The organism is Amycolatopsis lexingtonensis, from assembly GCF_014873755.1.
Lineage (GTDB): Bacteria > Actinomycetota > Actinomycetes > Mycobacteriales > Pseudonocardiaceae > Amycolatopsis > Amycolatopsis lexingtonensis.
In genome coordinates this window covers 4,901,385-4,925,477 of sequence record NZ_JADBEG010000001.1, presented here as the reverse complement: position 1 = coordinate 4,925,477, position 24,093 = coordinate 4,901,385, and the positions used below count along the sequence as shown (strand labels likewise).

The following is a 24,093-nucleotide window of genomic DNA, read 5'->3' as shown; positions in this document are numbered from 1 at the left end:
GCGACCTTGCGAGTGAATCCGTGAGTACGTGCCAGGGCGGGGGCGCCCGGTGAGCGTGCTCGAAGACATCGTCGCCGGCGTGCGGGAAGACCTCGCCGTGCGGGAATCCGCGCTGCCGTTCGACGAACTGAAGATCCGCGCGGCCGCCGCCCCGGCGCCCCGCGACGTGATGTCCGCGCTGCGCGAGTCCGGCATCGGCGTGATCGCCGAGGTGAAGCGGCGCAGCCCCTCCAAGGGCGAGCTGGCCGACATCCCCGACCCGGCCGCACTGGCGAAGGACTACGAAGACGGCGGCGCGCGGGTGATCAGCGTGCTGACCGAGCAGCGCCGCTTCGGCGGGTCGCTGGCCGACCTCGACGCGGTCCGCGCCGCGGTGGACATCCCCATCCTGCGCAAGGACTTCATCGTCAGCCCCTACCAGGTGCACGAAGCCCGCCTGCACGGCGCCGACATGGTGCTGCTGATCGTCGCCGCGCTGGAGCAGAACGCGCTCGTCGCGCTGCTCGACCGCGTCGAGTCGCTCGGCATGACCGCGCTGGTGGAGATCCACAACGCCGAGGAGGCCGACAAGGCCCTCGAGGCGGGCGCCAAGGTCATCGGCGTCAACGCGCGCAACCTGCACACCCTCGAGGTGGACCGGGACGTCTTCTCGCGGCTGGCCCCGGGCCTGCCGATGGACGTCTACAAGGTCGCCGAGTCGGGCGTCCGCGGGCCGGGCGACCTGATGTCCTACGCCGGCCACGGCGCCGACGCGGTGCTGGTCGGCGAGGGGCTCGTCGCGTCGGGCGACCCGAAGGGCTCCCTGGTCAAGCTGGTCACCGCCGGCTCGCACCCCGCCTGCCCGAGGCCGTCGCGGTGACCGAAGAGCACGACAAGCACGACCCGGACGAGCGCGGCTACTACGGCCCGTACGGCGGCAGGTTCATGCCGGAGGCGCTGATCGGCGTCGTCGACGAGGTCGCCACCGAGTACGACAAGGCCCGCCACGACCCGGACTTCCTGAACGAGTTCAACCGCCTGCTGAAGGACTACGCGGGCCGCCCGTCGCTGCTCACCGAGGCCAAGCGCTTCGGCGAGCACGCCGGCGGCGCGCGGGTCTTCCTCAAGCGCGAAGACCTGAACCACACCGGCTCCCACAAGATCAACAACGTGCTGGGCCAGGCGCTGCTCACCAAGCGGATGGGCAAGAAGCGCGTCATCGCCGAGACCGGCGCGGGCCAGCACGGCGTCGCGACGGCCACCGCGTGCGCGCTGCTCGACCTCGACTGCGTCGTCTACATGGGCGAGGTCGACACCGAGCGCCAGGCGCTGAACGTGGCCCGCATGCGGCTGCTCGGCGCCGAGGTCATCCCGGTCAAGACCGGTTCGCGGACGCTCAAGGACGCGATCAACGAGGCGCTGCGCGACTGGGTGACCAACGCCGACACCACGCACTACCTGTTCGGCACGGCCGCCGGCCCGGCCCCGTTCCCGACGATGGTGCGCAACTTCCACCACGTCATCGGCACCGAGGCCCGCGAGCAGATCCTCGAGCAGGCCGGCCGCCTGCCCGACGTCGTCGCGGCGTGCGTCGGCGGCGGGTCGAACGCGATCGGCATCTTCTCCGGCTTCTACGACGACCCGTCCGTGCGGCTGGTCGGCCTGGAGCCGGGCGGCGAGGGCATCGAGGGCAACCGCCACGGCGCGACGCTCACGAAGGGCACCCCGGGCAACCTGCACGGCGCGATGACGTACCTGCTGCAGGACGAGGACGGCCAGACGGTCGAGTCGCACTCGATCTCGGCCGGGCTGGACTACCCGGGCGTCGGCCCGGAGCACGCGTGGCTCAAGGACACCGGCCGCGCCGAGTACCGGCCGGTCACCGACGCCGAGGCGATGGACGCGTTCAAGCTGCTCTCGCGCACCGAGGGCATCATCCCGGCGATCGAGTCGGCGCACGCGCTGGCCGGCGCGCTGGTGCTGGGCCGCGAGCTGGGGCCGGAGGGCCTGATCGTGGTCAACCTGTCGGGCCGCGGCGACAAGGACATGGACACGGCGGCGAAGTGGTTCGGGTTGGTGGGCGAGTGAGCGGGCTGGACGACCTCTTCGCGACGACGCGCGCGGAGGGCCGGGCCGCGCTGGTCGGCTACCTCCCGGCGGGCTTCCCGACGGTCGGGGGTTCGAAGGACCTCATCGCGGCGTGCGTCGACGGCGGCGCGGACCTGATCGAGGTCGGCGTCCCGTACTCGGACCCGGTGATGGACGGCCCGACCATCCAGGCCGCTTCGGTGACCGCGCTGGACAACGGCTTCCGCCTCAAGCACGTCTTCGAGGTCGTCGAGTCGGTGGCTTCGCGCGGCGGCCGCGCGGTCGTGATGACGTACTGGAACCCGGTCAACCGCTACGGCGTGGACCGCTTCGCGCGCGACCTCGCGGCGGCGGGCGGGCTCGGCCTGATCACGCCGGACCTGATCCCGGACGAAGCCGCTTCGTGGATGACGGCTTCGAAGGAGCACGGCCTGGACCGGACGTTCCTGGTGGCGCCCTCGTCGTCGGAGGAGCGCCTCGCGTTGACGGCGGCCGCGTCGTCGGGCTTCATCTACGCGACCGCGGTGATGGGCGTGACGGGCGCGCGCGACCAGGTCGGCGCGGGCGCGGAGGACCTGGTCCGCCGCACGCGAGCCCACACGTCGCTCCCGATCGGCGTCGGCCTCGGCGTCCGTTCCGGCGACCAAGCGGCCGAGGTGGCCTCGTTCGCGGACGCGGTGATCGTGGGCTCCGCCCTGGTCACGGCGGCGGCCGAGGGCCCATCCGGCGTGCGTGCGTTGTCCGCGGAGCTGGCCGAAGGCGTGCGCCGGGCGGTCGCCACCGCTTGACCTGGAGTGCGCTCCAGGTGTCACGCTGGATCGGTGACGTCCTACACCCCGGCTCAGGTGACCGAAAAGACCGGCTTCACCATCGACACCCTGCGGTACTACGAGCGCATCGGCCTGCTCCACCACGTCGGCCGCACGGCAGGCGGGCGGCGCGTGTTCACCGACCAGGACGTGGAGTTCCTGCAGCTCCTGCGCTGCCTGCGGTACACGGGCATGCCGGTGGCGGAGATGCTGCGGTTCGTGGAGCTGCTGCGCTCCGGCGAGGCGACCCGCAAGGAGCGAGTGGAGGTCTTGCGCGAGCACGAACGGCGGGTGGCGGGGCAGATCTCGCGGTTGCAGGAGCACCAGGACCACATCCGGTTCAAGATCCGGCTGTACAGCGGGGCGGAGGAGCTGGCTGTCGCACCCGCGTGACGCCCTCACCTGATCCAGAACTGTCGGTGGCCGTCCGCATACTCCTCGTGTGACGATCCCCAACGCGTTCTTGATGCCGCCACGACCGGACGGTTGGACAGTCGACGACGTCCTCGCCCTGCCCGAGGAGCAAACCCTGCTTCACCGGACCGAACTCGTTGACGGGGTACTCCTCGTGAGCCCGTGGCCGGGGCTGGAGCACCAGCGGCTACTCGGGAAGCTCCAATTCGCCTTGGGGCCTGCGCTCCCTGACGGTGCGGAGTTGCTGCCGGGCGTGAACGTACGCCTCGAAGGTCAGCGGCTGATGGTCCCGGACCTGGTGATCCTCAACCGTCCCGGGGCTGACACCCTCGCCTACGCGGCGAGTGATGTCCTCCTGGCCGCGGAAATCGTCTCGCCATCGACCAAGGTGCAGGACCGGATCCTCAAGCGGACGGTCTACGCGGAGGCACTGATTCCGTTCTACCTCCTGGTCGAGCCGGGAGAACAGAACACCGCGACCCTCTTCGAGTTCCAGGGCGGCGAGTACGAACCCATCGCCAAGAGCGAGGACGGCGAACTCCACCTCACCCGCCCCTTCGAGGCCACCCTCCGTCTCTGACCCGCTTTGTACGAAAGCTGTACGCGGCTCGATCAAGCTCCGCGGCATGGACTTCGACTCAGGACGACTCCCGCGGCGCACCTTCCTCCGCGGCGCGGCCGGCGTCGCCGTCGCGGGCGGGGCCGGGCTCCTGCTCGCCAATACGGCGGAAGCGCAGACCGAACCCCGGATCTACAGCTGCGCCGAGTGGGGTGCCCGGCCCCCGGCCGACACCCTCACCACCCTCGACCACCCGGCGAACCGCATCCTCATCCACCACATCGCCTGTCCCAACAGCACCGACTACTCGCTCGCCCACGCCTTCCAGGTCGCCCGGGACGACCAGCACGACCACATGGACAACAACGGCTGGTCCGACACCGGCCAGCACTTCACCGTCAGCCGCGGTGGGTACCGGCTCGAGGGGCGGCACGGCAGCCTCGACGCGTTGCGCGGCCGGACCACCATGATCCAGGGCGCGCACTGCCCCGGGCAGAACACCAACGCCATCGGCATCGAAAACGAAGGCACCTACACCAGCGTCGAGCCGCCCGAAGCGCAGTGGGCGTCGCTCGTCGTCTTCTGCGCCTACATCTGCCGCCAGTACGGCATTTCCCCGGACGAGATCAAGGGCCACCGCGACTTCTACAACACCGAGTGCCCCGGCGAGCGCCTGTACGCCAAGCTGCCGCAGCTGCGCGACGAGGTGAAGGCGTCAATGTAGGTACCGCATCACGGCGCACAGCTCCTCCGGCGGCAGCGCACCGAGCCGGTCGATCTCGCCGCGGCGCACGTCCATCAGCGTCGTCGCCAGCTCCGGGCCGAACGCCGTCGTCAGCGCCGAGTCCGCCTCGAACGCCGTGACCGCCTCGGCCAGCGACGTCGGGAGCCGGGTCGCCGACTCGAGCGTTCCCGGGTCGACGTCCACCGGTTCCGGGAGAGTCGCAACAGCGGAAACGCCCGCCAGGCCCGCGAACAGCAGCGCCGCCACCACCAGGTACGGGTTCGCCGTCAGGTCGAAGCACTTGACCTCGAAGTTCGCCGTCCGGTCGCGCTGCCCGGCCGGGCCCTGCACCAGCCGCAGCGGCGCCTCGCGGTTTTCCAGGCCCCACGCGCTGAACACGCCCGCCCAGTGGTGCGGTTCCAGCCGCAGGTAGCTCACCACCGACGGCGCGCCGATCGCCAGCAGGGCCGGCAGCCGGCCGAAGATCCCGGCGCCGAACGCCTCCGCGGTCCGCGTCAGCCCGAACGGACCGTCGCCGCCGGCGCACAGGTTGCGGTCGCCGTCCCAGATGCTCAGGTGGACGTGGCCGCCGTTGCCGACGCCGCCCGGTTCGAACTTCGGCGTGAACGAGGCCCGCAGCCCGTGCCGCTCGCTGACCGTCCGGATCGTCTCCCGCGTCAGCACCGCGATGTCGGCCGCGCGCACCGGGTCGTCCGCCGCCACCGACAGCTCGAACTGCCCGGCCGCGTATTCCGGGTGGATCTGTTCCACCGCAACGCCTTGCGCGGACAACGTGGACACCAGCGTGCGCAGGTAGGCCGCCTGCGAGGAAAGCCGCGCGTAGCCGTAGGCCGGGCCCGCCGTGGCCGAGCGCGGGTCGTCCGGCGCGTCCGCCGCGGTGATCACCCATTCGAGCTCGAACGCCAGCCGCGCCCGGTAGCCCTGCGCGGCCAGCTCGGCCGTCGCCGCCGCGGCCAGTGCCCGCGCGTCCTGCGGGTGCGGCTCGCCTTCGGTGTCGTACTTCCGGACCGGCGCCCACGCCCAGCCCGGCTGGGCCGCCAGCGGCACGAGCGCGTCGAGGTCCGGGTGCAGCCGCAGGTCGCCGACCGGGCCGCGCGAGTACGTGCCGCCCGCGATGTCGTCGGTGGCCAGGAAGAAGTCGAACGAGTTCGACGCGCCGACGCCCCAGGCCGCCGCCGACCACAGCCGGTCCACCGGGACGGCCTTCACCCGGGCGATGCCGCTGTTGTCCACGAAGGTCAGCGCGACCAGCTCCACGCCGGCCGCGCGCAGGCCGTCGGCCCGGATCGCGCCCTGCTGCGCGAGTTCTGCCCGATCGAGCTGGCTCATTCGGCTCCCGTCGATGTTCACTGAGTGCTTCGAGGAAAGAGGTGGAGATCGTGTCAGACACCGTCGAAACCCGTCCAGGGCTGCGCCGCTCCCTCTCCGTCTGGCAGGCCGTCGGCCTGTCCGTGGCGTTGATGGCGCCCAGCATGGCCGCCAACATCAACCCCCAGCAGACCGCGGCCGCCGCCGGCCGCGCCGTCCCCCTCGCCTTCCTGCTCTCCGCGGTCGGCGTGCTGCTGGTCGCCTACGGTTTCGTCAAGCTCTGCCGGCACTACCAGCACGCCGGTTCGGTGTACGCCTTCGTCGGCGCCACCCTCGGCCCGCGCGCGGGCGTCGTCTCCGGCATCGGCCTCCTCGGCACGTACACCTTCTACGCCGTCGTCACGAGCTCGGCGGCGGGCACCCTGGGCACGGCTTTCCTGACGCAGACGGGGATCTGGCCGGACCCGCCGTCCTGGGGCCCGTTCGTGCTCACCGCCGTCGCGCTCGCCGGCGCCTGGCTCCTGGCGGTGCTGCCCGCGCGCCGCGGCACGAGCACGCTGCTCGCCGTCGAAGGCGCCACGATCGCGGTGATCCTGCTGGTCACGGTGGTGATCCTGGTGCGCCTGCTGGCCGGGAGCGCGCCCGGTGGCGCCCGGTTCACGCTCGACGTCTTCGTCCCGGAAACCGGGCTGTCCGGGGTGTTCCTCGGCGCGGTGTTCGGCTTCCTGTCCTTCGCCGGCTTCGAAGCCGCCGCCACGCTCGGCGAGGAGACGCACGACCCGAAGCGCAACATCCCGCGCGCGATCCTCGGCACGGCGATCTTCGGCGGCGGCTACTTCGTCGTGGTCACCGCCGTCGAGATGATGGCGTTCGGCACGGACGCGGCCGCGTTCCACGACTCGCCGTCCCTGCTCGGCGATCTCGGCAGCCGCTACGCGGGCGCGTGGGTCGGCGACGTGATCAGCGTGGGGGCCGCGATCAGCGCGTTCGGCTGCTGCCTCGCCTGCGTCGTCGGCGGTTCGCGGCTGCTCTACGCCCTGGGGCGCGACGCCGTCGGCGGCCGCGGCATCGGCCGGACGTCGAGCCGCGGCACCCCGGTGGTCGCGGTCGGCGCGGTGACCGGCGCGGCGGCGCTGATCATCCTGGTGTGCGCGCTGTTCTTCGGCGCCACCGCGGCGGACACGTTCGCCTGGTCGGGCTCGATCGGCACGCTGATCCTGCTGGTGATCTACCTGCTCACGACCGCGGGCGCGATCCTGCTGCTGTTCGTGAAGCGCCGCATGCGCGTGCCGGGGTGGCACCTGGTGTTCCCCCTCGGCGCGCTCGCCGTGCTCGGCTACACCGTCTACGTCAACGTGGTGCCGTATCCGGCCGAAGGACCGGCGCGCTGGTTCCCGGTGGCCGCGGCGGCCGTGCTGGTGCTCGCGGTGATCTTGGTGCTGTCGGCGCCCGCTTACGCTCGTAGGGTGGGGGAGAGGCTGACCACCGTGGACGGAGGCGCATGACCGACCTGCTCCCGTTCGTCGCGGACCTGCCGCTGGTGGACCACCACTGCCACGGTGTCGTCACCCGGGACGTGGCCCGCGCGGACTTCGAGGGGATGCTCACCGAGGCCGACGCGCCCTCGCCGCTCGGCACGAGCCTGTTCGACTCGCTGATCGGGCTGGCCGTGCGCGAACGCTGCGCGCCGGTGCTCGACCTGCCGAAGCACGCGGACGCCGATGCCTACCTCGAACGCCGCGCCGAGCTGGGCGCGGCCGAGGTGGCCCGGCGGTTCCTGCGCGCCACCGGCACCACCGACTTCCTCCTGGACGGCGGGTTCCTGCCCGAAGCGTTGACCACCACCCCGGAGTTCGCCGCGCTCGCGGGCACCCGCGCGCACGACGTCGTCCGGCTGGAGCAGGTCGCCGAGTCCGTCATCGGCGGGACCACCGCGGAAGGGTTCGCCGCCGCCTTCGCCGACGAGCTGGGGAACCGCGCGAAAACCGCCGTCGGGCTCAAGTCGATCGCCGCCTACCGCGTCGGCCTCGAGCTGGCGGGGGAGCGGCCGTCGCCGTCGGAGGTGACGGCCGCGGCGGGACGCTGGCTGCGAACCGGGAGCCCCCGGCTGGCCGACGAGGTGCTGCACCGGCACCTCGTCTTCACCGGCCTCGACCTGGGCCTGCCGGTGCAGTTCCACGTCGGCTACGGCGACTCCGACGTCGACCTGCACCGCTGCGACCCGCTGCTGCTCACCGGGCTCCTGCGGGCCACCCGCGACCGCGGCGTGCCGATCCTGCTGCTGCACAACTACCCGTACCACCGGAACGCCGCGTATCTCGCGCAGGTTTTCGAGCACGTGTTCGTGGACGCCGGGCTCATCACGCACAACGCGGGGTTCCGGGCACCGGCGGTCCTGGCCGAGCTGCTGGAGATCGCGCCGTTCGGGAAGGTCCTCTTCTCCACCGACGCGTTCGGCCTGGCCGAGCTGTACCACCTGGGCACGGCCCTGTTCCGGCAAGGCCTGTCCGACTTCGTGCGCGCCGCGCTCGACGCGGACGCGGTGTCCGAAGTGGACGCCGTCCGGCTGTGTGCTTTGGTGGGAAGTGAGAACGCGCAGAGGATCTACCGCTTGGAGCACGTGTGAGTGATCTGTGGGCCCGGTGGACACGGGCGATCGCCGACGAACTGCCCGCCGCCGTGGAGCTCCGGCACGCGGTGCACGCCGACCCGCGCGGCTCCGGCGACGAGGAGGACACCGCCCGTCTGGTCGCCGGGGCGCTCGGCGCGGGCGACGGGGTCCGCGTCGCCAAGACCGGCCGCGCGATCCGCCTGCCCGGCGGCGACGGCCCGGCCGTGGCGCTGCGCGCCGAGCTGGACGCCCTCCCGGTGCTGGAGGGCACCCGCGTGCCGTGGGCGTCGGGCAACGAGCTGATGCACGCGTGCGGCCACGACGTCCACCTCGCCGCGCTGGTCGCCGTCGGCCGCGCGGCGGTGCGCGTCGGCGTGCCCCGGCCGATCCTGGCGCTGCTGCAGCCGCGGGAGGAGACGTCGCCGCCGGGCGCGCTCGACGTCGTCGAGTCCGGCGTGCTGACCGAGCACGGCGTCGACGCGGTGATCGGCGCGCACGTCCAGCCGCGGCTTGCGCACGGCGTCGTCGCCGCGGTGCCCGGCCCGGTGAACGCCTCCACCGACGAGTTCGAGGTGACCCTCTACGGGCAGGGCGGCCACGCCGGCTACCCGCACCTGCTGCGCGACCCGATCCTGGCGCTGTCTCACCTGGTCGTGAGCCTGCAGCAGCTCGCGTCGCGGCGGATCGACCCGGTGTTCGGCGCCGTCTGCTCGGTCGGGCGGATCCAGGCGGGCGCGGCGGCCAACGTCATCCCGAACAGCGCGACCGCGTTCGGCTCGCTCCGCCTGATGCGCACCAAGGACCGCGACCGCGCGCTGGAAGCCCTCGCGGACATCGTGCACGGCACCGCGCGGGCGCACGGCTGCACCGCCGAGCTGGAGATCAGCCCCTGCGAGCCGGTGCTGGACAACGACGCCGCGCTGGCCGCGGGCGCGCAACGCTGGCTGAGCCACGCGGGCTTCGCCGTCGACGACCAGTTCCGGTCGTTCGGCGCGGACGATTTCGCCCACTACTGCGGCGGCGCGACCCGCGGGCTGATGCTGTTCGTCGGCCTCGGCGACACCGCGGGCGTGCCCAGCCTGCACGACGAACGCTTCCTCCCGCGCGACGAAGCGGTCACCCAGGTCGCGCACGCGCTGGTGGCGGGGTACCTGGCCGCCTTGGAGGCTCCGGCGCCTTAGCGCTACGGTGGCCGCGTGATGAGCGCCTACCTCGCGACGATCCCCAGTCCCGACCGGGGGGTCTGGCACCTGGGACCGATCCCGCTCCGCGCGTACGCCCTGTGCATCATCGCCGGCATCATCGTGGCGATCTGGTGGGGCGAGCGGCGCTGGGCGGCCCGCGGCGGGACCAAGGGCACGGTGATCGACATCGCGGTGTTCGCGGTGCCGTTCGGCCTGGTCGGCGGCCGGTTGTACCACGTGATCACCGACCCCGAGCTGTACTTCACCGAGGGCAAGAACCCCTGGAACGCGTTCGCGATCTGGGACGGCGGCCTCGGCATCTGGGGCGCCATCGCCCTCGGCGCGGTGGGCGCGCTCATCGCCTGCCGCCGCAAGGGCATCCCGCTGCCGGCGATGGCGGACGCGATCGCGCCGGGCATCGTCGTGGCGCAGGCCATCGGCCGCATCGGCAACTACTTCAACCAGGAGCTCTACGGCGCGCACACCGACCTGCCGTGGGGCCTGGAGGTCTACCAGCGCTTCAACCCGGAGGACCCGGACAACCTGCTCAACGGCGTCGCGACCGGGCACATCCCGCTGCCGGAGAGCCCGGTGCACCCGACGTTCCTGTACGAGCTGATCTGGAACCTGCTGGTCGCGCTGCTGGTCGTCTGGGCGGACCGGCGCTTCAAGCTCGGGCACGGGCGGGTGTTCGCGCTGTACGTCGCCGGGTACACGGTCGGCCGCGGCTGGATCGAGATGATGCGGACCGACACCGCGAACCACATCCTCGGCCTGCGGGTGAACGTGTGGACGTCGATCCTGCTGTTCGCGGCCGCCGTGGTGTACTTCGTGCTCGCCGCGAAGCGGGGGCCGCGGGAGCTGCCGGAGACGCTGGTGAGCAAGGACGCGCCCGGTCCGGACGAGACCCCGGTGGCCGCAGAGGAGGAGCCGGAGCACGCGAAGGTGGCGGCCGAGGCCCCGGCGCCGGAGAAACCCGCCTCGGAGGAGGCTCCGGCCGCCGAAGAGCCGAAGAAGACCGACGAGAGCTGACGCTTTCCCGAAGGCCATCGCCGGACGCCCGGCGGTGGCCTTCGTCGTACCCGGGCCCTGCTCCGACGTGCGGGGTCGGGGCGCCGCCCCCCGTTTTCCACGCTACCGGGCGGGGCCGACAGTTCCGGTCAGCCGAGGTCGGGCAGGCCCAGCTCCAGGTTCGGGGTCTGCAGACCGCCGTCGACCTCGAGGATCTTGCCCGTGATGTACCCGCCGGCGCGCGAGGCCAGGAACACCACCGTCGCCGCGATGTCCTCGGCCTCGCCGATGCGCTTCAGCGGGGTGGCGGACTCCATCTTGGCCTTCAGCTCCGGGTTGCCCACCACGATCTCCAGGGCCGACGTCGCCACCGAGCCCACCGAGATCGCGTTCACCCGGACCTTCGGGGCCAGGTCGGCGGCCGCCAGGCGGGTGTAGTGGGCCAAGGCCGCCTTCGCCGTGCCGTACGCCGCGAAGCCGCGGCCCGAGACCCGGCCCATCACCGACGAGATGTTGACGACCGAGCCGCCGGTCTCCAGCAGGGCGGGGGCCGCCGCCGCGGTCAGCGCGTGCGCGGTCGCCACGTTGAAGCGGAACGCTTCCTCGAGGAACTCCGCGGTGGTCTCCAGCAGGGGACGCGGGTAGGTGCCGCCGACGTTGTTGACCACCAGGTCGAGGCGCCCGAACTCCGCCACCGCCGTCGCCGCCAGCGCCGCCGCGGCTTCGGGGGAGGAGAGGTCGACGGGAACCGTGACCGCGCGGCGGCCCGCCGCGGAGACGCGCGAGGCCACTTCCTCGAGCTGGGCGGCGGTGCGGGAGGCGATGACCACGTCGGCGCCCGCTTCGGCGAGGGCCACGGCGGTGGCCGCGCCGATCCCGCGGCCCGCGCCGGTGACGACGGCGACCTGGTCGGTGAGCTTGAACCGGTCAAGGATCATGCGGCGAAATGTAACACGTTCTAGTGACGGCGCACACAGCGCGAACGTGCCGGGTCGGGCTGGTCACGTTAGGCTTGACCGGAGTTTCCACGACGTATACTTAGCGCCGCGAACTACCGGGAACCCATCAGGAACTACGTCGTTCCGCGCAGCCAGATCGTTACCGTCCGCCGCAGTCCGGGGCGCTCTGAATTGATGCTGACGTGTTTCCCAGGTGTTAAAGTCGCGCTAACAAGCGGGCCATCGTCGTCCCGTGCGCTCCCCGGCCGGTAGCCCGGCCCCGCACGACAAGACGACGAAGGAGGTCCCTTCATGATCTTCTCCGCCATTCCCGGCAAGCAGGGTCTCTACGATCCGGAGACCGAACAGGACTCCTGCGGTGTGGCCATGGTGGCCGACATCCGCGGGCGCCGCTCCCACGGCATCGTCACCGACGGCCTCGCCGCGCTGACCAACCTCGACCACCGCGGCGCCGCCGGCGCCGAACCCACCAGCGGCGACGGTGCCGGCATCCTGCTGCAGCTGCCCGATGTGCTGCTGCGCGCGGAAGCCGGCTTCGCGCTGCCCGAACCCGACGAGCGCGGCCACCACACCTACGCCGCCGGCATCGCGTTCCTCCCCGAAGACGCCGAGCAGCGCCGCAAGGCCGTCGAGCTGGCCGAACGCATCGCCGTCGAAGAAGGACTCGAGGTCCTCGGCTGGCGGGAGGTGCCGGTCGACGCCGACCGCGCCGACATCGGCCCGACCGCGCGCTCGGTCATGCCGCACTTCGCCATGCTTTTCGTGACGGCGGACGGAAAAGCGGGTCTGGAGCTGGACCGCCTCGCGTTCTGCCTGCGCAAGCGCGTCGAGCACGAAAGCGCGAACTCCGGCTGCGGCACGTACTTCCCGTCGCTGTCTTCGCGGACGATCGTCTACAAGGGCATGGTGACGCCGGAGCAGCTGCCGGCGTTCTTCGCCGACCTGCGCGACGAGCGGCTGGAAAGCGCCATCGCGCTGGTGCACTCCCGCTTCTCCACCAACACCTTCCCGTCGTGGCCGCTGGCGCACCCGTTCCGGTTCGTGGCCCACAACGGCGAGATCAACACCATCCGCGGCAACCGCAACCGCATGCGGGCGCGCGAGGCGCTGCTGGAGTCCGAGGTCCTCGACGGCGACCTCTCGCGGCTGTTCCCGATCTGCTCGCCGGACGCGTCGGACTCGGCGTCGTTCGACGAGGTCCTGGAGCTGCTGCACCTCGGCGGGCGGTCGCTGCCGCACGCCGTGCTGATGATGATCCCGGAGGCGTGGGAAAACCACGCCACCATGAAGCCCGAGCGCCGCGCGTTCTACCAGTTCCACGCGAGCCTGATGGAGCCGTGGGACGGCCCCGCCTGCGTCACCTTCACCGACGGCACCCTGGTCGGCGCGGTCCTGGACCGCAACGGCCTGCGCCCGGCGCGCTGGTGGCGCACGGCCGACGACCGCGTCGTGCTCGCCAGCGAGGCCGGCGTCCTGGACGTGGCCCCGAAGGACGTCGTGGCCAAGGGGCGGCTCAAGCCCGGCCGGATGTTCCTGGTCGACACCGAGGCCGGCCGGATCGTGGACGACGAAGAGGTCAAGTCCGCGCTGGCGAGCGAGCTGCCCTACGACTCGTGGCTGCACGCGGGCCTGCTGCAGATCGCCGAGCTGCCCGACCGCGACCACGTCGTGCAGAGCCACGATTCGGTGCTGCGCCGCCAGCTTTCCTTCGGCTACACCGAAGAAGAGCTCAAGATCCTGCTCGCGCCGATGGCCGAGAAGGGCGCCGAGCCGATCGGCTCGATGGGCTCCGACACCCCGCCCGCGGTGCTGTCGAAGCGATCCCGGCTGCTCTACGACTACTTCAAGCAGAACTTCGCCCAGGTGACCAACCCGCCGCTGGACGCGATCCGCGAAGAGCTGGTCACCTGCATGGCGCGGATCATGGGCCCGGAGCGCAACCTCCTGGCCCCCGGCCCGGCGTCCTGTCGCCACCTGAAGCTGCCGTACCCGGTGATCGACAACGACGAGCTGGCCAAGCTCATCCACATCAACGACGACGGCGACCTCCCCGGCTTCGCCTGCAGTGTCCTTTCCGGACTGTACGAAGTGGACGGCGGCGCCGAGGCGCTGGCGTCGGCCATCGAGCGCGTGCGGCGGGAGGCCTCCGAGGCGATCGCGGCCGGTGCGCGCACGCTCGTGCTGTCCGACCGCGACTCCGACCACCGGATGGCACCGATCCCGTCGCTGCTGCTGGTTTCCGCGGTGCACCACCACCTGGTCCGCACCAAGGAACGCCTGCGCGTCGCGCTGGTCGTCGAGTCCGGTGACGCGCGCGAGGTGCACCACATCGCGCTGCTGCTCGGCTACGGCGCCGCCGCGGTCAACCCGTACCTGGCCTTCGAGACCATCGAGGACATGATCGGGCAGGGCGCGGTCACCGGGATCGAGCCGGCCAAGGCGATCCGCAACTACGTGCAGGCGCTGGTCAAGGGCGTCCTGAAGATCATGTCCAAGATGGGCATCTCCACGGTCGGCGCGTACACCGCCGCCCAGGTCTTCGAATCCCTCGGCCTGAGCCAGGACCTGCTCGACGAGTACTTCACCGGGACGTCGTCCAAGCTCGGCGGCGTCGGGCTCGAGGTGCTGGCCGAAGAGGTGGCCGTGCGCCACCGCCGCGCTTACCCGGAAAACCCGACCGATCGGGTCCACCGTGGACTCGACACCGGCGGCGAGTACGCCTACCGCCGCGAGGGCGAGCTGCACCTGTTCACGCCGGAGACGGTGTTCCTGCTGCAGCACGCGTCCAAGACCGGCCGCGACGAGGTGTACCGCAAGTACACCGAAGAGGTGCACCGCCTCTACCGCGAGGGCGGCACGCTGCGCGGGCTGTTCTCGTTCAAGGACGGCGTCCGCGAGCCGGTACCGCTGGACGAGGTCGAGCCCGCCGAAGCGATTTTCAAGCGCTTCAACACCGGCGCGATGTCGTACGGCTCGATTTCGGCCGAGGCACACGAAACCCTGGCCATCGCGATGAACCGCATCGGCGGCCGGTCCAACACCGGCGAGGGCGGCGAGGACCCCGAGCGGCTCTACGACCCCGAACGCCGCAGCGCGATCAAGCAGGTCGCTTCGGGCCGCTTCGGCGTCACGAGCGAGTACCTCGTCAACGCCGACGACATACAGATCAAGATGGCGCAGGGCGCGAAGCCCGGCGAAGGCGGCCAGCTGCCGCCGAACAAGGTGTACCCGTGGATCGCGCGGACCCGGCACTCGACGCCGGGCGTCGGGCTGATTTCCCCGCCGCCACACCACGACATCTACTCCATCGAGGACCTGGCGCAGCTGATCCACGACCTCAAGAACGCCAACGAGCACGCCCGCATCCACGTGAAGCTGGTGTCCTCGCTGGGCGTCGGCACGGTCGCGGCGGGCGTGTCCAAGGCGCACGCGGACGTCGTGCTCATCTCGGGCCACGACGGCGGCACCGGCGCGTCCCCGATGAACTCGCTCAAGCACGCGGGCACGCCGTGGGAGATCGGCCTCGCCGAGACCCAGCAGACGTTGCTGCTCAACGGGTTGCGCGACCGGATCACCGTGCAGGTGGACGGCGCCATGAAGACCGGGCGCGACGTCGTCATCGCGGCGCTGCTCGGCGCCGAGGAGTACGGCTTCGCGACGGCCCCCCTCGTCGTCGCGGGCTGCATCATGATGCGCGTCTGCCACCTCGACACCTGCCCGGTCGGCGTCGCCACGCAGAGCCCCGAGCTCCGCAAGCGCTACACCGGCCAGGTCGAGCACGTCGTCAACTTCTTCAAGTTCGTCGCCGAAGAAGTCCGGGAAACCCTGGCGGCGCTGGGCTTCCGCACGCTCGACGAGGCCATCGGCCACGCCGAGCTGCTGAACACCGACGAGGCCGTCGACCACTGGAAGGCGTCCGGTTTGGACCTGGCGCCGATCTTCGAGATGCCGTCGGAGACCCCGTACGGCGGCGCCAAGCGGCGCACGCGCGGCCAGGACCACGGGCTCGAGCACGCGCTGGACCGCACGCTCATCCAGCTCGCCGAGGCGGCGCTGGAAGACGCGCACCACGTGAATATCGAGCTGCCGGTGCGCAACGTCAACCGGACCGTCGGCACGCTGCTCGGCTCGGAGATCACCCGCCGCTACGGCGGCGACGGCCTGCCCGAGGGCACGATCAACGTCACGCTCACCGGCTCGGCGGGCCAGTCGCTCGGCGCGTTCCTGCCGCGCGGCATCACCCTCGACATGGTCGGCGACGCGAACGACTACGTCGGCAAGGGCCTGTCCGGCGGCCGGATCGTGGTCCGCCCCGACCCGGCGGCGACCTTCGCGGCCGAGGCGCAGACGATCGCGGGCAACACGATCGCCTACGGCGCCACCGCCGGCGAGATCTTCCTGCGCGGCCAGGTCGGCGAACGCTTCTGCGTCCGCAACTCCGGCGCCACGGTCGTCGCCGAGGGCGTCGGCGACCACGCCTTCGAGTACATGACCGGCGGCCGCGCGGTGGTGCTCGGCCCGACCGGGCGCAACCTGGCGGCCGGCATGTCCGGCGGCATGGCGTTCGTGCTCGACGTCGACCGCAAGAAGGTCAACCAGGACATGGTGGACCTGCTCAAGCCGACCGCCGACGACCTGGCCTGGCTCAAGAAAACCGTGCAACAGCACTACGATCTCACCCGCTCCGCGGTGGCGGCCTCGCTGCTCGGCGACTGGCCGCGCCGGTCGGTGGCGTTCACGAAGGTGATGCCGCGCGACTACCAGCGGGTCCTGGACGCGGCGAAGGCGGCTCGTGCCGCCGGCCGCGACGTCGACGAGGCGATCATGGAGGCCGCTCGTGGCTGACCCGACCGGTTTCCTGAAGTACGACCGCGAAGAGCCGCCGAAGAAGTCCTACGAGGAACGGCTTTCCTCGTGGGGCGAGGTCTACGCGGACGTCGACCCGGCCGAGCGCAACGAAAAGGTGCGCAAGCAGGCGTCGCGCTGCATGGACTGCGGCATCCCGTTCTGCCACTCCGGCGGCTCCGGCTGCCCGCTGGGCAACCTGATCCCGGAGTGGAACGACCTGGTCCGCCGCGGCGACTGGGCCGCGGCGAGCGACCGGCTGCACGCGACCAACAACTTCCCCGAGTTCACCGGGAAGCTGTGCCCGGCGCCGTGCGAGGCGGGCTGCGTGCTGTCGATTTCGCCGCTGTCCGGCGGGCCGGTGGCGATCAAGCGCGTCGAGCAGACGATCGCCGACCAGTCCTGGGAAGCGGGCTACGTCCAGCCGCAGGTGTCCGAAGTGGCCAGTGGCCGCCGTGTCGCGGTCGTCGGCTCCGGCCCGGCCGGGCTTGCGGCCGCCCAGCAGCTGACCCGCGCCGGCCACGAGGTGACGGTGTTCGAGCGCGACGACCGCCTCGGCGGCCTGCTGCGCTACGGCATCCCCGAGTTCAAGATGGAGAAGAAGGTCCTCGACCGCCGCCTGGCGCAGCTGCGCAAGGAAGGCACCCGGTTCGTCACCGGCTGCGAGGTCGGCGTCGACCTCTCGGTGGAAGACCTGCGCGCGCAGTACGACGCGGTGGTGCTGGCGGTGGGCGCCCTGCGCGGCCGCGACGACACGACGACGCCGGGCCGCGAGCTGGCGGGCATCCACCTGGCGATGGAACACCTGGTCCCGGCCAACAAGTACGTCGAGGGCGACGGCCCCCCGGCGATCGACGCGCGCGGCAAGCACGTGGTGATCATCGGCGGCGGCGACACGGGCGCGGACTCCTACGGCACGGCCACCCGCCAGGGCGCGCGTTCGGTGACGCAGCTCGACCAGTACCCGACCCCGCCGTCCACCAGGGACGACGAGCGTTCGCCGTGGCCGACGTGGCCGTACATCCTGCGCACGTACCCGGCGCACGAGGAAGCGGGCGAGCGGAAGTTCGCGGTGGCGGTCAAGCGCTTCGTCGGCGATGATTCCGGCGCCGTGAAGGCGGTCGAACTGCAGCAGGTGAAGGTCCAGAAGGACCCGGCCACCGGCCGCCGCGAGGTCATCCCGGTGACCGACGAGGTCGAGACCCTGCCGGCGGACCTGGTCCTGCTGGCGATCGGCTTCGAAGGCGTCGAGGAGATGCCGCTGCTGGACGGGCTGGGCCTGTCCCTGACCCGCCGGGGCACCCTCTCGTGCGGCGCGGACTGGCAGACGGAAACCCCGGGCGTGTTCGTCTGCGGCGACGCCCACCGCGGCGCTTCGCTGGTGGTGTGGGCGATCGCGGAGGGCCGTTCGGTGGCCAACGCGGTCGACACGTACCTGACGGGCGCGTCGGACCTCCCGGCCCCGGTCCACCCGACGGCGTTGCCGCTCGCGGTCGTCTGAGCCCATTGCACCGCCATTCGGCCGTATCGGATACGGCCGAATGGCGGTGTGCACTCCGTGAGGTGACAACTACTTTCGAGTAGCTGTGCCGCTTTTGCGGCAATTCACCTCGGCGGAAGGTGGGCGTCTTGAAGCACACGACAATCCGGGCCGCGGTCGTCACCGCCGTCCTCTCCCTCGTATTCGCCCTGGTCGGCGTGCCCGCCCAGGCCGCGCCGAAACCCTTCTGGACGCCCGATGCCATGCGGGCGGCCGTCCCGATGGACAAGCTCGTCAAAGCGCCGCGCGTGAGCCAAAAGGACGTGGCGAAAGGACAGAGCGCGATCATCCAGAGCATCCCGAACGGCGGGGGTGCCTGGACCGGCGGCGGCAAGGTCACCCAGACCGCCGGGCGCGTGTTCTTCCTCTTCAACGGGCAGAAGGCCTCCTGCTCCGGCGACGCCGTGACCAGCGCCAACGGCAGCGTCGTCGTCACCGCCGGGCACTGCGTCAAGTACCAGGGCACCTGGCACACCGAATGGGTCTTCGTACCCGGCTACAACAACGGGAACGCGCCCTACGGCCAGTGGGCCGCGAAGTCCACGCTGACCACGCCGCAGTGGGAAGCCAGTGAGGACATGAACTACGACGTCGGCATGGCCGTCGTGAACCCGCTCAACGGGCAGCGGCTCACCGACGTCGTCGGCGCGCAGGGTATCGCCTTCAATCAGCCGAAGAACCAGAGCATGTACACCTTCGGCTACCCGGCCGCCTCGCCGTACGACGGGACGAAGCTGATCTACTGCAGCGGCAGCACCTTCACCGACTTCCTGCTGACGCAGGACCACGCCATGCGGTGCGACATGACCGGCGGCTCCAGCGGCGGGCCGTGGTTCCTGTCGTTCAACGAGGGCACCGGAACCGGCGTGCAGGCCTCGGTGAACAGCTTCGGCTACACCTTCCTGCCGGGCTACATGTTCGGGCCGTACTTCGGCACCGACGCGCAGAACCTGTACAACCGCGCGCAAGCCGCGTGAGCACGGTCAGCCCAGGGGAGGACCTCCGGGTCCGGCCCCTGGGCTGACGTCCGCGCGCCTCCGCCGGGCCAGGCTCGGGGGATGCGGAAATCTTTGGTACTCCTGGCTTTCCTGCCCTTGCTCGCGGCACCTCCGGCGGACGCGTCGCCGAGTCTGAAGTGGACGAGCCCGTGTCCGGACTACGGGATGTCGCCGTCGCCCACGGCCGGGCTCGAATGCGCCACCTTGCGCGTGCCGCTCGACTACGCGCACCCGGAGCGCACCATCGAGCTGACGCTCTCGCGGCACGCCGGCGTCCCCGGCAAGCGGCGCGGCGTCCTGCTGATGAACCCCGGCGGCCCGGGCAGTCCCGGCCTCGCCATGCCCGCGCAACTGGTGCAGCGGATGGGCGGCTCCGGCCTGCCGGACGCCTACGACGTCATCGGGTTCGACCCGCGTGGCACCACCTACAGCACGCCCGTGACGTGCACGATGACGCCCGAGCAGCGCGGCGCCGTGCTGGGCCCGTACGCGAACGGTCCCCGGGATGTCGTTGCCACCGCGGCGAAAGCGCGGGTCGTGGCGAAGCAGTGTGGTGAAGCGTCCACAAAGGACCTGCTCCCGCACATGACGACCGCGAACACCGCGCGCGACCTCGACCGGATCCGTGAAGCGCTGGGGGAGAACAAGATCTCCTTCTACGGCGTCTCCTACGGCAGTTACCTCGGCGCCGCCTACGCGTCGATGTTCCCGGACCGCGGCGACCGGATCGTGCTCGACAGCGTCCTCGGCCCGGCCGGCCTCGACGTCCGCGCGAACCAGCGTTTCGCCGAAGGGTTCGACGACCGGTTCCCGGACTTCGCCGCGTGGGCCGCCGCCCGTGACGACGTCTACCACCTGGGGCGGACGCCCGCGGCGGTGACGGCGAAGTTCTTCGAGCTGGCCGCCGTGCGGGGCCCGGAGTTCCGCTCGGACACGTGGAACGCGTTCTACGACGACGCGTCGTTCCCCGCGCTCGCCGCCGAGTGGGCGGGCACCGCGCGCGTCGCCGCGGGGCCGCTCGACGGCGACAACCACGCGGCGCTGCAGCTCCAGGTGATCTGCAACGACTCGGACTGGCCCGAACAGCTCGGCTACTACCAGCGCGCGGTCGACCGCGAACGGGCGCGGCACCCGATGTTCGGTCCCGCGGCGGCGAACGTGAACCCGTGCGCGTTCTGGCCGGTCGAGCGGGCCGAACCCCCGGTGCGGGTCGGCGGTCCGGGGCCGGCGAACGTGCTGCTGGTGCAGAACGAGCGCGACCCGGCGACCCCGCTTTCGGGCGCACGCGAGACGCGGGCGGCGTTCGGAAACCGGGCGCGGATGGTGACCGTCGCCGCGGGTGGGCACGGCGTCTTCACGCGGGACAACGCGTGCGGGAACGCCACCGTGCTGGGATATCTGCGGGATGGGGTTTTCCCCGCGGTGGATCGCTTCTGCCGGTGAGAAAATGTCCGCTGCCCCATGGGGCGGACTCGTTCACCCGACCGGTCTTCATTGGCGGTTTTCCCCTTGCCGGGGCGCACAATCACTCCGCCCGGTCTCCAGGGTCCACTGTGGATCAATCACGGAGCCGGGCGGAGAGGTGGCAAGTCATGTCCAGACTCGTGCGGGCCGCGGTGGTGGCCGTGTCGGCCGCAGCCGTGGTCGTCGCCGCGCCCGGGGCCGATGCCGGCCAGGGCGGCCTGAAGACGGTCGCCACCGGGTTGAACAACCCCCGGCACCTGACCGTCCACGACGGCAGGCTCTACGTCGCCGAAGCCGGCGCGGGCGGCACCGGCAAGTGCGTCGAAGGCCCGGAAGGGCCCGCCTGCTTCGGGCTCAGCGGCTCGGTGGCGCAGCTCGACGGCCACGGCGGGGTCCGCCGGATCCTGACCGGCCTGCCGTCCGCGGCCGCGCCCGGCGGAGCCGCCGTCGCCGGTCCGACGGACGTCGCGTTCGTCCACGGCATTCCGGCCCTGCTGGCCGGCGACGTGCTGATCGACCCGGCGACCGGCGCCAACCCGTTCGGCACGGACGGGCGGCTGCTCGGGAAGCTGTCGTTCGCCTTCGGCCCGCACGTCGAGCCCGGCCCGGACTTCGCCGCGTTCGAGGCGAAGAACAACCCCGACCACGGCGCCGGGGCGAGCCCGGACACGCCGGTGATCGACTCGAACCCGTTCGGGATGACGCGCTACCGCGACGGCTTCGCGGTCGCCGACGCGGCGGGCAACGACCTGCTCTACGTCGACGGCCGGGGCCGGATCAGCGTGCTCGCGGTGTTCCCGCCGAAGCTCGTCACCGCGCCGCCGTTCCTCGGCCTGCCGCCGGGGACGCAGATTCCGGTGCAGAGCGTGCCGACGTCGGTCGTCGTCGGTCCCGACGGCGCGCTCTACGTGTCCGAGCTGAGCAGCATCGCGGTGGGCGCGGCGCGCGTGTGGCGCGTGGTGCCGGGGCAGCCGCCGAAGATCCACGCCGACGGCTTCACGGCGCTGACCGACCTGGCGTTCGACCGCGAGGGCAGGCTGCTGGCCTTGACGTTCGCCCGGGACGGGATCGCGGCGCCGCCGTCGCCCGGCGTGCTGACCCGGGTGGAGAAGAACGGCAGCCGGACGGTGCTGGCGTCGGACGGCCTGGCCGCGGCGACCGGACTGGCCGTGCGGGGTGACGAGGTGTTCGTGAGCGACAACGGCACGTCGCAGGGCACGGGGTCGGTCGTCCGGCTCGTCCCGCGCGGCTGACCGCCGGTCGCGGGCGGGAAACGGGGTTCCGGCCCGGTTTCCCGCTCACGACCTGGGGACGGTGAACCGGGCGAAGCGCGCAAGGGCCGAAACCCTATCCTGGTGTCCGTGAACTGGACTGTGGACGTCCCCGTCGACACACTGCCCGAACTGCCGCCGCTGCCGCCCGGTCTGCGGGAGCGGCTGGACGACGCGCTGGCCCGCCCGGCCGCGCAGCAGCCGGAGTGGCCCGACCCGGACGCGACCCGCCGGGTCCGCGGCGTGCTCGAGAGCGTGCCGCCGATCACCGTGCCGGCCGAGATCGACCGGTTGAAGGACCGGCTGGCCATGGTCGCCCGCGGGGAGGCGTTCCTCCTCCAGGGCGGCGACTGCGCGGAGACGTTCGAGTCCAACACCGAGCCGCACATCCGGGCCAACCTGCGCACGCTGCTGCAGATGGCCGTCGTGCTGACCTACGGCGCGAGCCTGCCGGTGGTCAAGGTCGGGCGCATCGCGGGCCAGTACGCGAAGCCGCGCTCGGCCGGGACGGACGCGCTGGGCCTGCCGGTCTACCGCGGCGACATCATCAACTCCCTCGTCGCCAAGCCGGAGCTGCGCGTGCCGGACCCGGGCCGGATGATCCGCGCCTACGCGAACGCGGGCGCCGCGATGAACCTGGTCCGCGCCCTCACCGGCGCCGGCATGGCCGACCTGCACCAGGTGCACGACTGGAACAAGGACTTCGTGTCCGCGTCGCCGGCGGCGCAGCGCTTCGAGGCACTGGCCAACGAGATCGACCGCGGCCTGCGGTTCATGTCGGCGTGCGGCGTCACCGACACGTCGCTGCAGTCGACGGAGATCTTCGCCAGCCACGAGGCGCTGCTGCTCGACTACGAGCGGTCGATGCTCCGCCTGGACAACGCGGACGCGGCCGACCCGAAGCTGTACAACCTGTCCTCGCACTTCCTCTGGATCGGCGAGCGGACCCGCCAGCTGGACGGCGCGCACATCGCGTTCGCCGAGCTGCTGGCCAACCCGATCGGGCTGAAGATCGGCCCGACGACCACGCCGGACCAGGCGCTGGAATACGTCGAGCGGCTCGACCCGCGCTCCGAGCCGGGCCGCCTGACGCTCATCTCCCGGATGGGCAACGGCAAGGTCCGCGAGGTGCTGCCGGCGATCGTCGAGAAGATCGAGGCGTCCGGGCACAAGGTCATCTGGCAGTGCGACCCGATGCACGGCAACACGCACGAGTCGTCCACCGGCTACAAGACCCGGCACTTCGACCGGATCGTCGACGAGGTCCAAGGCTTCTTCGAGGTGCACAACAAGCTGGGCACCTACCCGGGCGGCATCCACGTGGAGCTGACGGGCGAGGACGTCACCGAATGCCTGGGCGGGGCGCAGGAGATCTCGGACGTCGACCTGTCGGGCCGCTACGAGACCGCCTGCGACCCGCGGCTGAACACGCAGCAGTCGCTGGAGCTGGCGTTCCTGGTCGCGGAGATGCTCCGCGGCTAGGCCCCGGCCCCGCCGTCGACCGGGACGATCGCGCCGGTCACCATGGCCGCGCGATCGCTGAGCAGCCACGCGGCCGCCTCGGCGACCTCGCGGGGCTCGGCCATGCGGCCGAGCGGGATCGACGCGGTGATCTGCTCGACGATCCCCGGGGTCGCGGCTTCCCACGCGTCGATCATGTCCGTGGCCGTGCCGCCGGGCGTGAGGCCGTTGACCCGGATGCCCTGCGGGCCCCAGGTGACGGCCGCGGTCTCGGTGAGGCTGTTCAGCGCCCGCTTCATGGCGCCGTAGGCGGGCAGGGCGGGGTTGGCGCGGCGGCTGCCGATGCTGGACGTGTTCACGATCGCCCCGCCACCGCCGCGGCGCATGAGCGCGGCTTCGGCGGTCATTGCGGTCCAGTGCGCGCGGAAGTTCACCGCGAACTGCTCGTCGATCTCTTCCTCGGCGGTCGTCTCCAGCGGACCGGGCCGCTGGATGGCCGCGCCGTTGTTGAACGCCCCGTCGAGGCGGCCGTGGAGCTGCTCGACGCGGTCGACGGCGGCCCGGATGCTCGCGGGGTCGGCCAGGTCCAGCGCGACGGCGTCGGCGGTGCCGCCCGCGTCGCGGATCTCGGCGGCGATCCGCTCGAGGGGCTCGGTGCTACGCGAGGCCAGCACGACGGCGGCGCCTTCCTGGGCGAAGAGGCGGGCGGCAGCCGCGCCGATGCCGCGGCTGGCGCCGGTGATGAGCACGACCTTGCCGGTGAGCAGGCCGATCGGGGCGGGGTGGCTGGTGTTCGTCATGGTTCCGACGCTGCCCCGCTGCGGCGGCCGGAGGCAGGCACAAGCCG

The 24,093-nt window shown here is 71.8% G+C and carries 19 protein-coding genes; 16 read left to right on the top strand and 3 right to left on the bottom strand.

Going from position 1 to position 24,093, the window contains the following annotated elements; genetic code table 11:
• Positions 1-49 precede the first annotated feature (49 nt).
• From trpC to H4696_RS21885, 6 genes are read left to right on the top strand one after another with little or no spacing between them, the layout of a single operon-like run.
• Positions 50-859, top strand: coding sequence for an indole-3-glycerol phosphate synthase TrpC (gene trpC, locus H4696_RS21910; RefSeq protein ID WP_086856543.1), 810 nt, complete (start codon positions 50-52; stop codon positions 857-859).
• On the top strand, positions 856-2,067 hold the full coding sequence (trpB, locus tag H4696_RS21905; protein ID WP_086856542.1) for a tryptophan synthase subunit beta: 1,212 nt from the start codon (positions 856-858) through the stop codon (positions 2,065-2,067). The genes trpC and trpB overlap by 4 nt, the downstream gene beginning before the upstream one ends.
• The gene (gene trpA, locus H4696_RS21900) at positions 2,064-2,855 is read left to right on the top strand and encodes a tryptophan synthase subunit alpha (protein ID WP_086856541.1); all 792 of its coding nucleotides are present in this window, start codon (positions 2,064-2,066) and stop codon (positions 2,853-2,855) included. Before trpB ends, trpA begins: the two co-directional genes overlap by 4 nt.
• Before the next feature lie 33 nt (positions 2,856-2,888).
• Positions 2,889-3,269, top strand: coding sequence for a MerR family transcriptional regulator (locus H4696_RS21895; protein ID WP_086856540.1), 381 nt, complete (start codon positions 2,889-2,891; stop codon positions 3,267-3,269).
• A 49-nt stretch (positions 3,270-3,318) separates the two neighbouring features.
• Positions 3,319-3,870 carry a Uma2 family endonuclease gene (locus H4696_RS21890; RefSeq protein ID WP_249026852.1) on the top strand — a complete coding sequence of 184 codons (552 nt, stop codon included), beginning with the start codon at positions 3,319-3,321 and terminating at the stop codon, positions 3,868-3,870.
• A 46-nt stretch (positions 3,871-3,916) separates the two neighbouring features.
• Entirely contained in the window at positions 3,917-4,573 is a 657-nt protein-coding gene (locus H4696_RS21885) for a peptidoglycan recognition protein family protein (RefSeq protein ID WP_086856539.1), read from the top strand.
• Here the strand turns inward: H4696_RS21885 and H4696_RS21880 are convergent.
• Positions 4,565-5,923: a type I glutamate--ammonia ligase gene (locus H4696_RS21880; protein ID WP_192782470.1), complete on the bottom strand. Its 1,359-nt coding sequence runs from the start codon at positions 5,921-5,923 to the stop codon at positions 4,565-4,567. The two genes, H4696_RS21885 and H4696_RS21880, sit on opposite strands and share 9 nt — an antisense overlap.
• Positions 5,924-5,973: 50 nt before the next feature.
• On the opposite strand from H4696_RS21880, the gene H4696_RS21875 reads away from it, so the two are divergent.
• From H4696_RS21875 to lgt, 4 genes are read left to right on the top strand one after another with little or no spacing between them, the layout of a single operon-like run.
• Positions 5,974-7,407, top strand: coding sequence for an APC family permease (locus H4696_RS21875; protein ID WP_249026851.1), 1,434 nt, complete (start codon positions 5,974-5,976; stop codon positions 7,405-7,407).
• Entirely contained in the window at positions 7,404-8,528 is a 1,125-nt protein-coding gene (locus H4696_RS21870; RefSeq protein WP_086856536.1) for an amidohydrolase family protein, read from the top strand. Before H4696_RS21875 ends, H4696_RS21870 begins: the two co-directional genes overlap by 4 nt.
• Positions 8,525-9,694 (top strand): M20 metallopeptidase family protein, encoded by a 1,170-nt coding sequence (locus H4696_RS21865; protein WP_086856535.1) that lies wholly within the window; start codon positions 8,525-8,527, stop codon positions 9,692-9,694. The genes H4696_RS21870 and H4696_RS21865 overlap by 4 nt, the downstream gene beginning before the upstream one ends.
• Before the next feature lie 18 nt (positions 9,695-9,712).
• Entirely contained in the window at positions 9,713-10,729 is a 1,017-nt protein-coding gene (gene lgt / locus H4696_RS21860; RefSeq protein WP_192782469.1) for a prolipoprotein diacylglyceryl transferase, read from the top strand.
• Between the two features lie 128 nt (positions 10,730-10,857).
• Here lgt and H4696_RS21855 read toward each other — a convergent pair whose 3' ends face one another.
• The gene (locus tag H4696_RS21855) at positions 10,858-11,646 is read right to left on the bottom strand and encodes an SDR family oxidoreductase (RefSeq protein WP_086856533.1); all 789 of its coding nucleotides are present in this window, start codon (positions 11,644-11,646) and stop codon (positions 10,858-10,860) included.
• Positions 11,647-11,958: 312 nt separating this feature from the next.
• Here H4696_RS21855 and gltB point away from each other — a divergent pair, with 312 nt between their 5' ends.
• The 6 genes from gltB (at position 11,959) to H4696_RS21825 (ending at position 23,267) form a co-directional block, all read left to right on the top strand.
• Complete coding sequence (gltB, locus tag H4696_RS21850; RefSeq protein ID WP_192782468.1) at positions 11,959-16,512, top strand: glutamate synthase large subunit; 4,554 nt, start codon at positions 11,959-11,961, stop codon at positions 16,510-16,512.
• Positions 16,505-18,013: a glutamate synthase subunit beta gene (locus H4696_RS21845; protein WP_086864371.1), complete on the top strand. Its 1,509-nt coding sequence runs from the start codon at positions 16,505-16,507 to the stop codon at positions 18,011-18,013. Before gltB ends, H4696_RS21845 begins: the two co-directional genes overlap by 8 nt.
• Before the next feature lie 128 nt (positions 18,014-18,141).
• A complete protein-coding gene (locus tag H4696_RS21840; RefSeq protein ID WP_086864373.1) occupies positions 18,142-19,029 on the top strand; it encodes a trypsin-like serine peptidase in 888 nt (295 codons plus the stop codon).
• 81 nt (positions 19,030-19,110) lie between these two features.
• Positions 19,111-20,493, top strand: a complete 1,383-nt coding sequence (locus tag H4696_RS21835) for an alpha/beta hydrolase (protein WP_086864370.1) — start codon at positions 19,111-19,113, stop codon at positions 20,491-20,493.
• Positions 20,494-20,642: 149 nt separating this feature from the next.
• Positions 20,643-21,767, top strand: coding sequence for a ScyD/ScyE family protein (locus H4696_RS21830; protein WP_143265374.1), 1,125 nt, complete (start codon positions 20,643-20,645; stop codon positions 21,765-21,767).
• Positions 21,768-21,875: 108 nt separating this feature from the next.
• The gene (locus H4696_RS21825) at positions 21,876-23,267 is read left to right on the top strand and encodes a class II 3-deoxy-7-phosphoheptulonate synthase (RefSeq protein WP_338078696.1); all 1,392 of its coding nucleotides are present in this window, start codon (positions 21,876-21,878) and stop codon (positions 23,265-23,267) included.
• Here H4696_RS21825 and H4696_RS21820 read toward each other — a convergent pair.
• Entirely contained in the window at positions 23,264-24,046 is a 783-nt protein-coding gene (locus H4696_RS21820) for an SDR family NAD(P)-dependent oxidoreductase (RefSeq protein ID WP_086864705.1), read from the bottom strand. The two genes, H4696_RS21825 and H4696_RS21820, sit on opposite strands and share 4 nt — an antisense overlap.
• Positions 24,047-24,093: the final 47 nt, after the last annotated feature.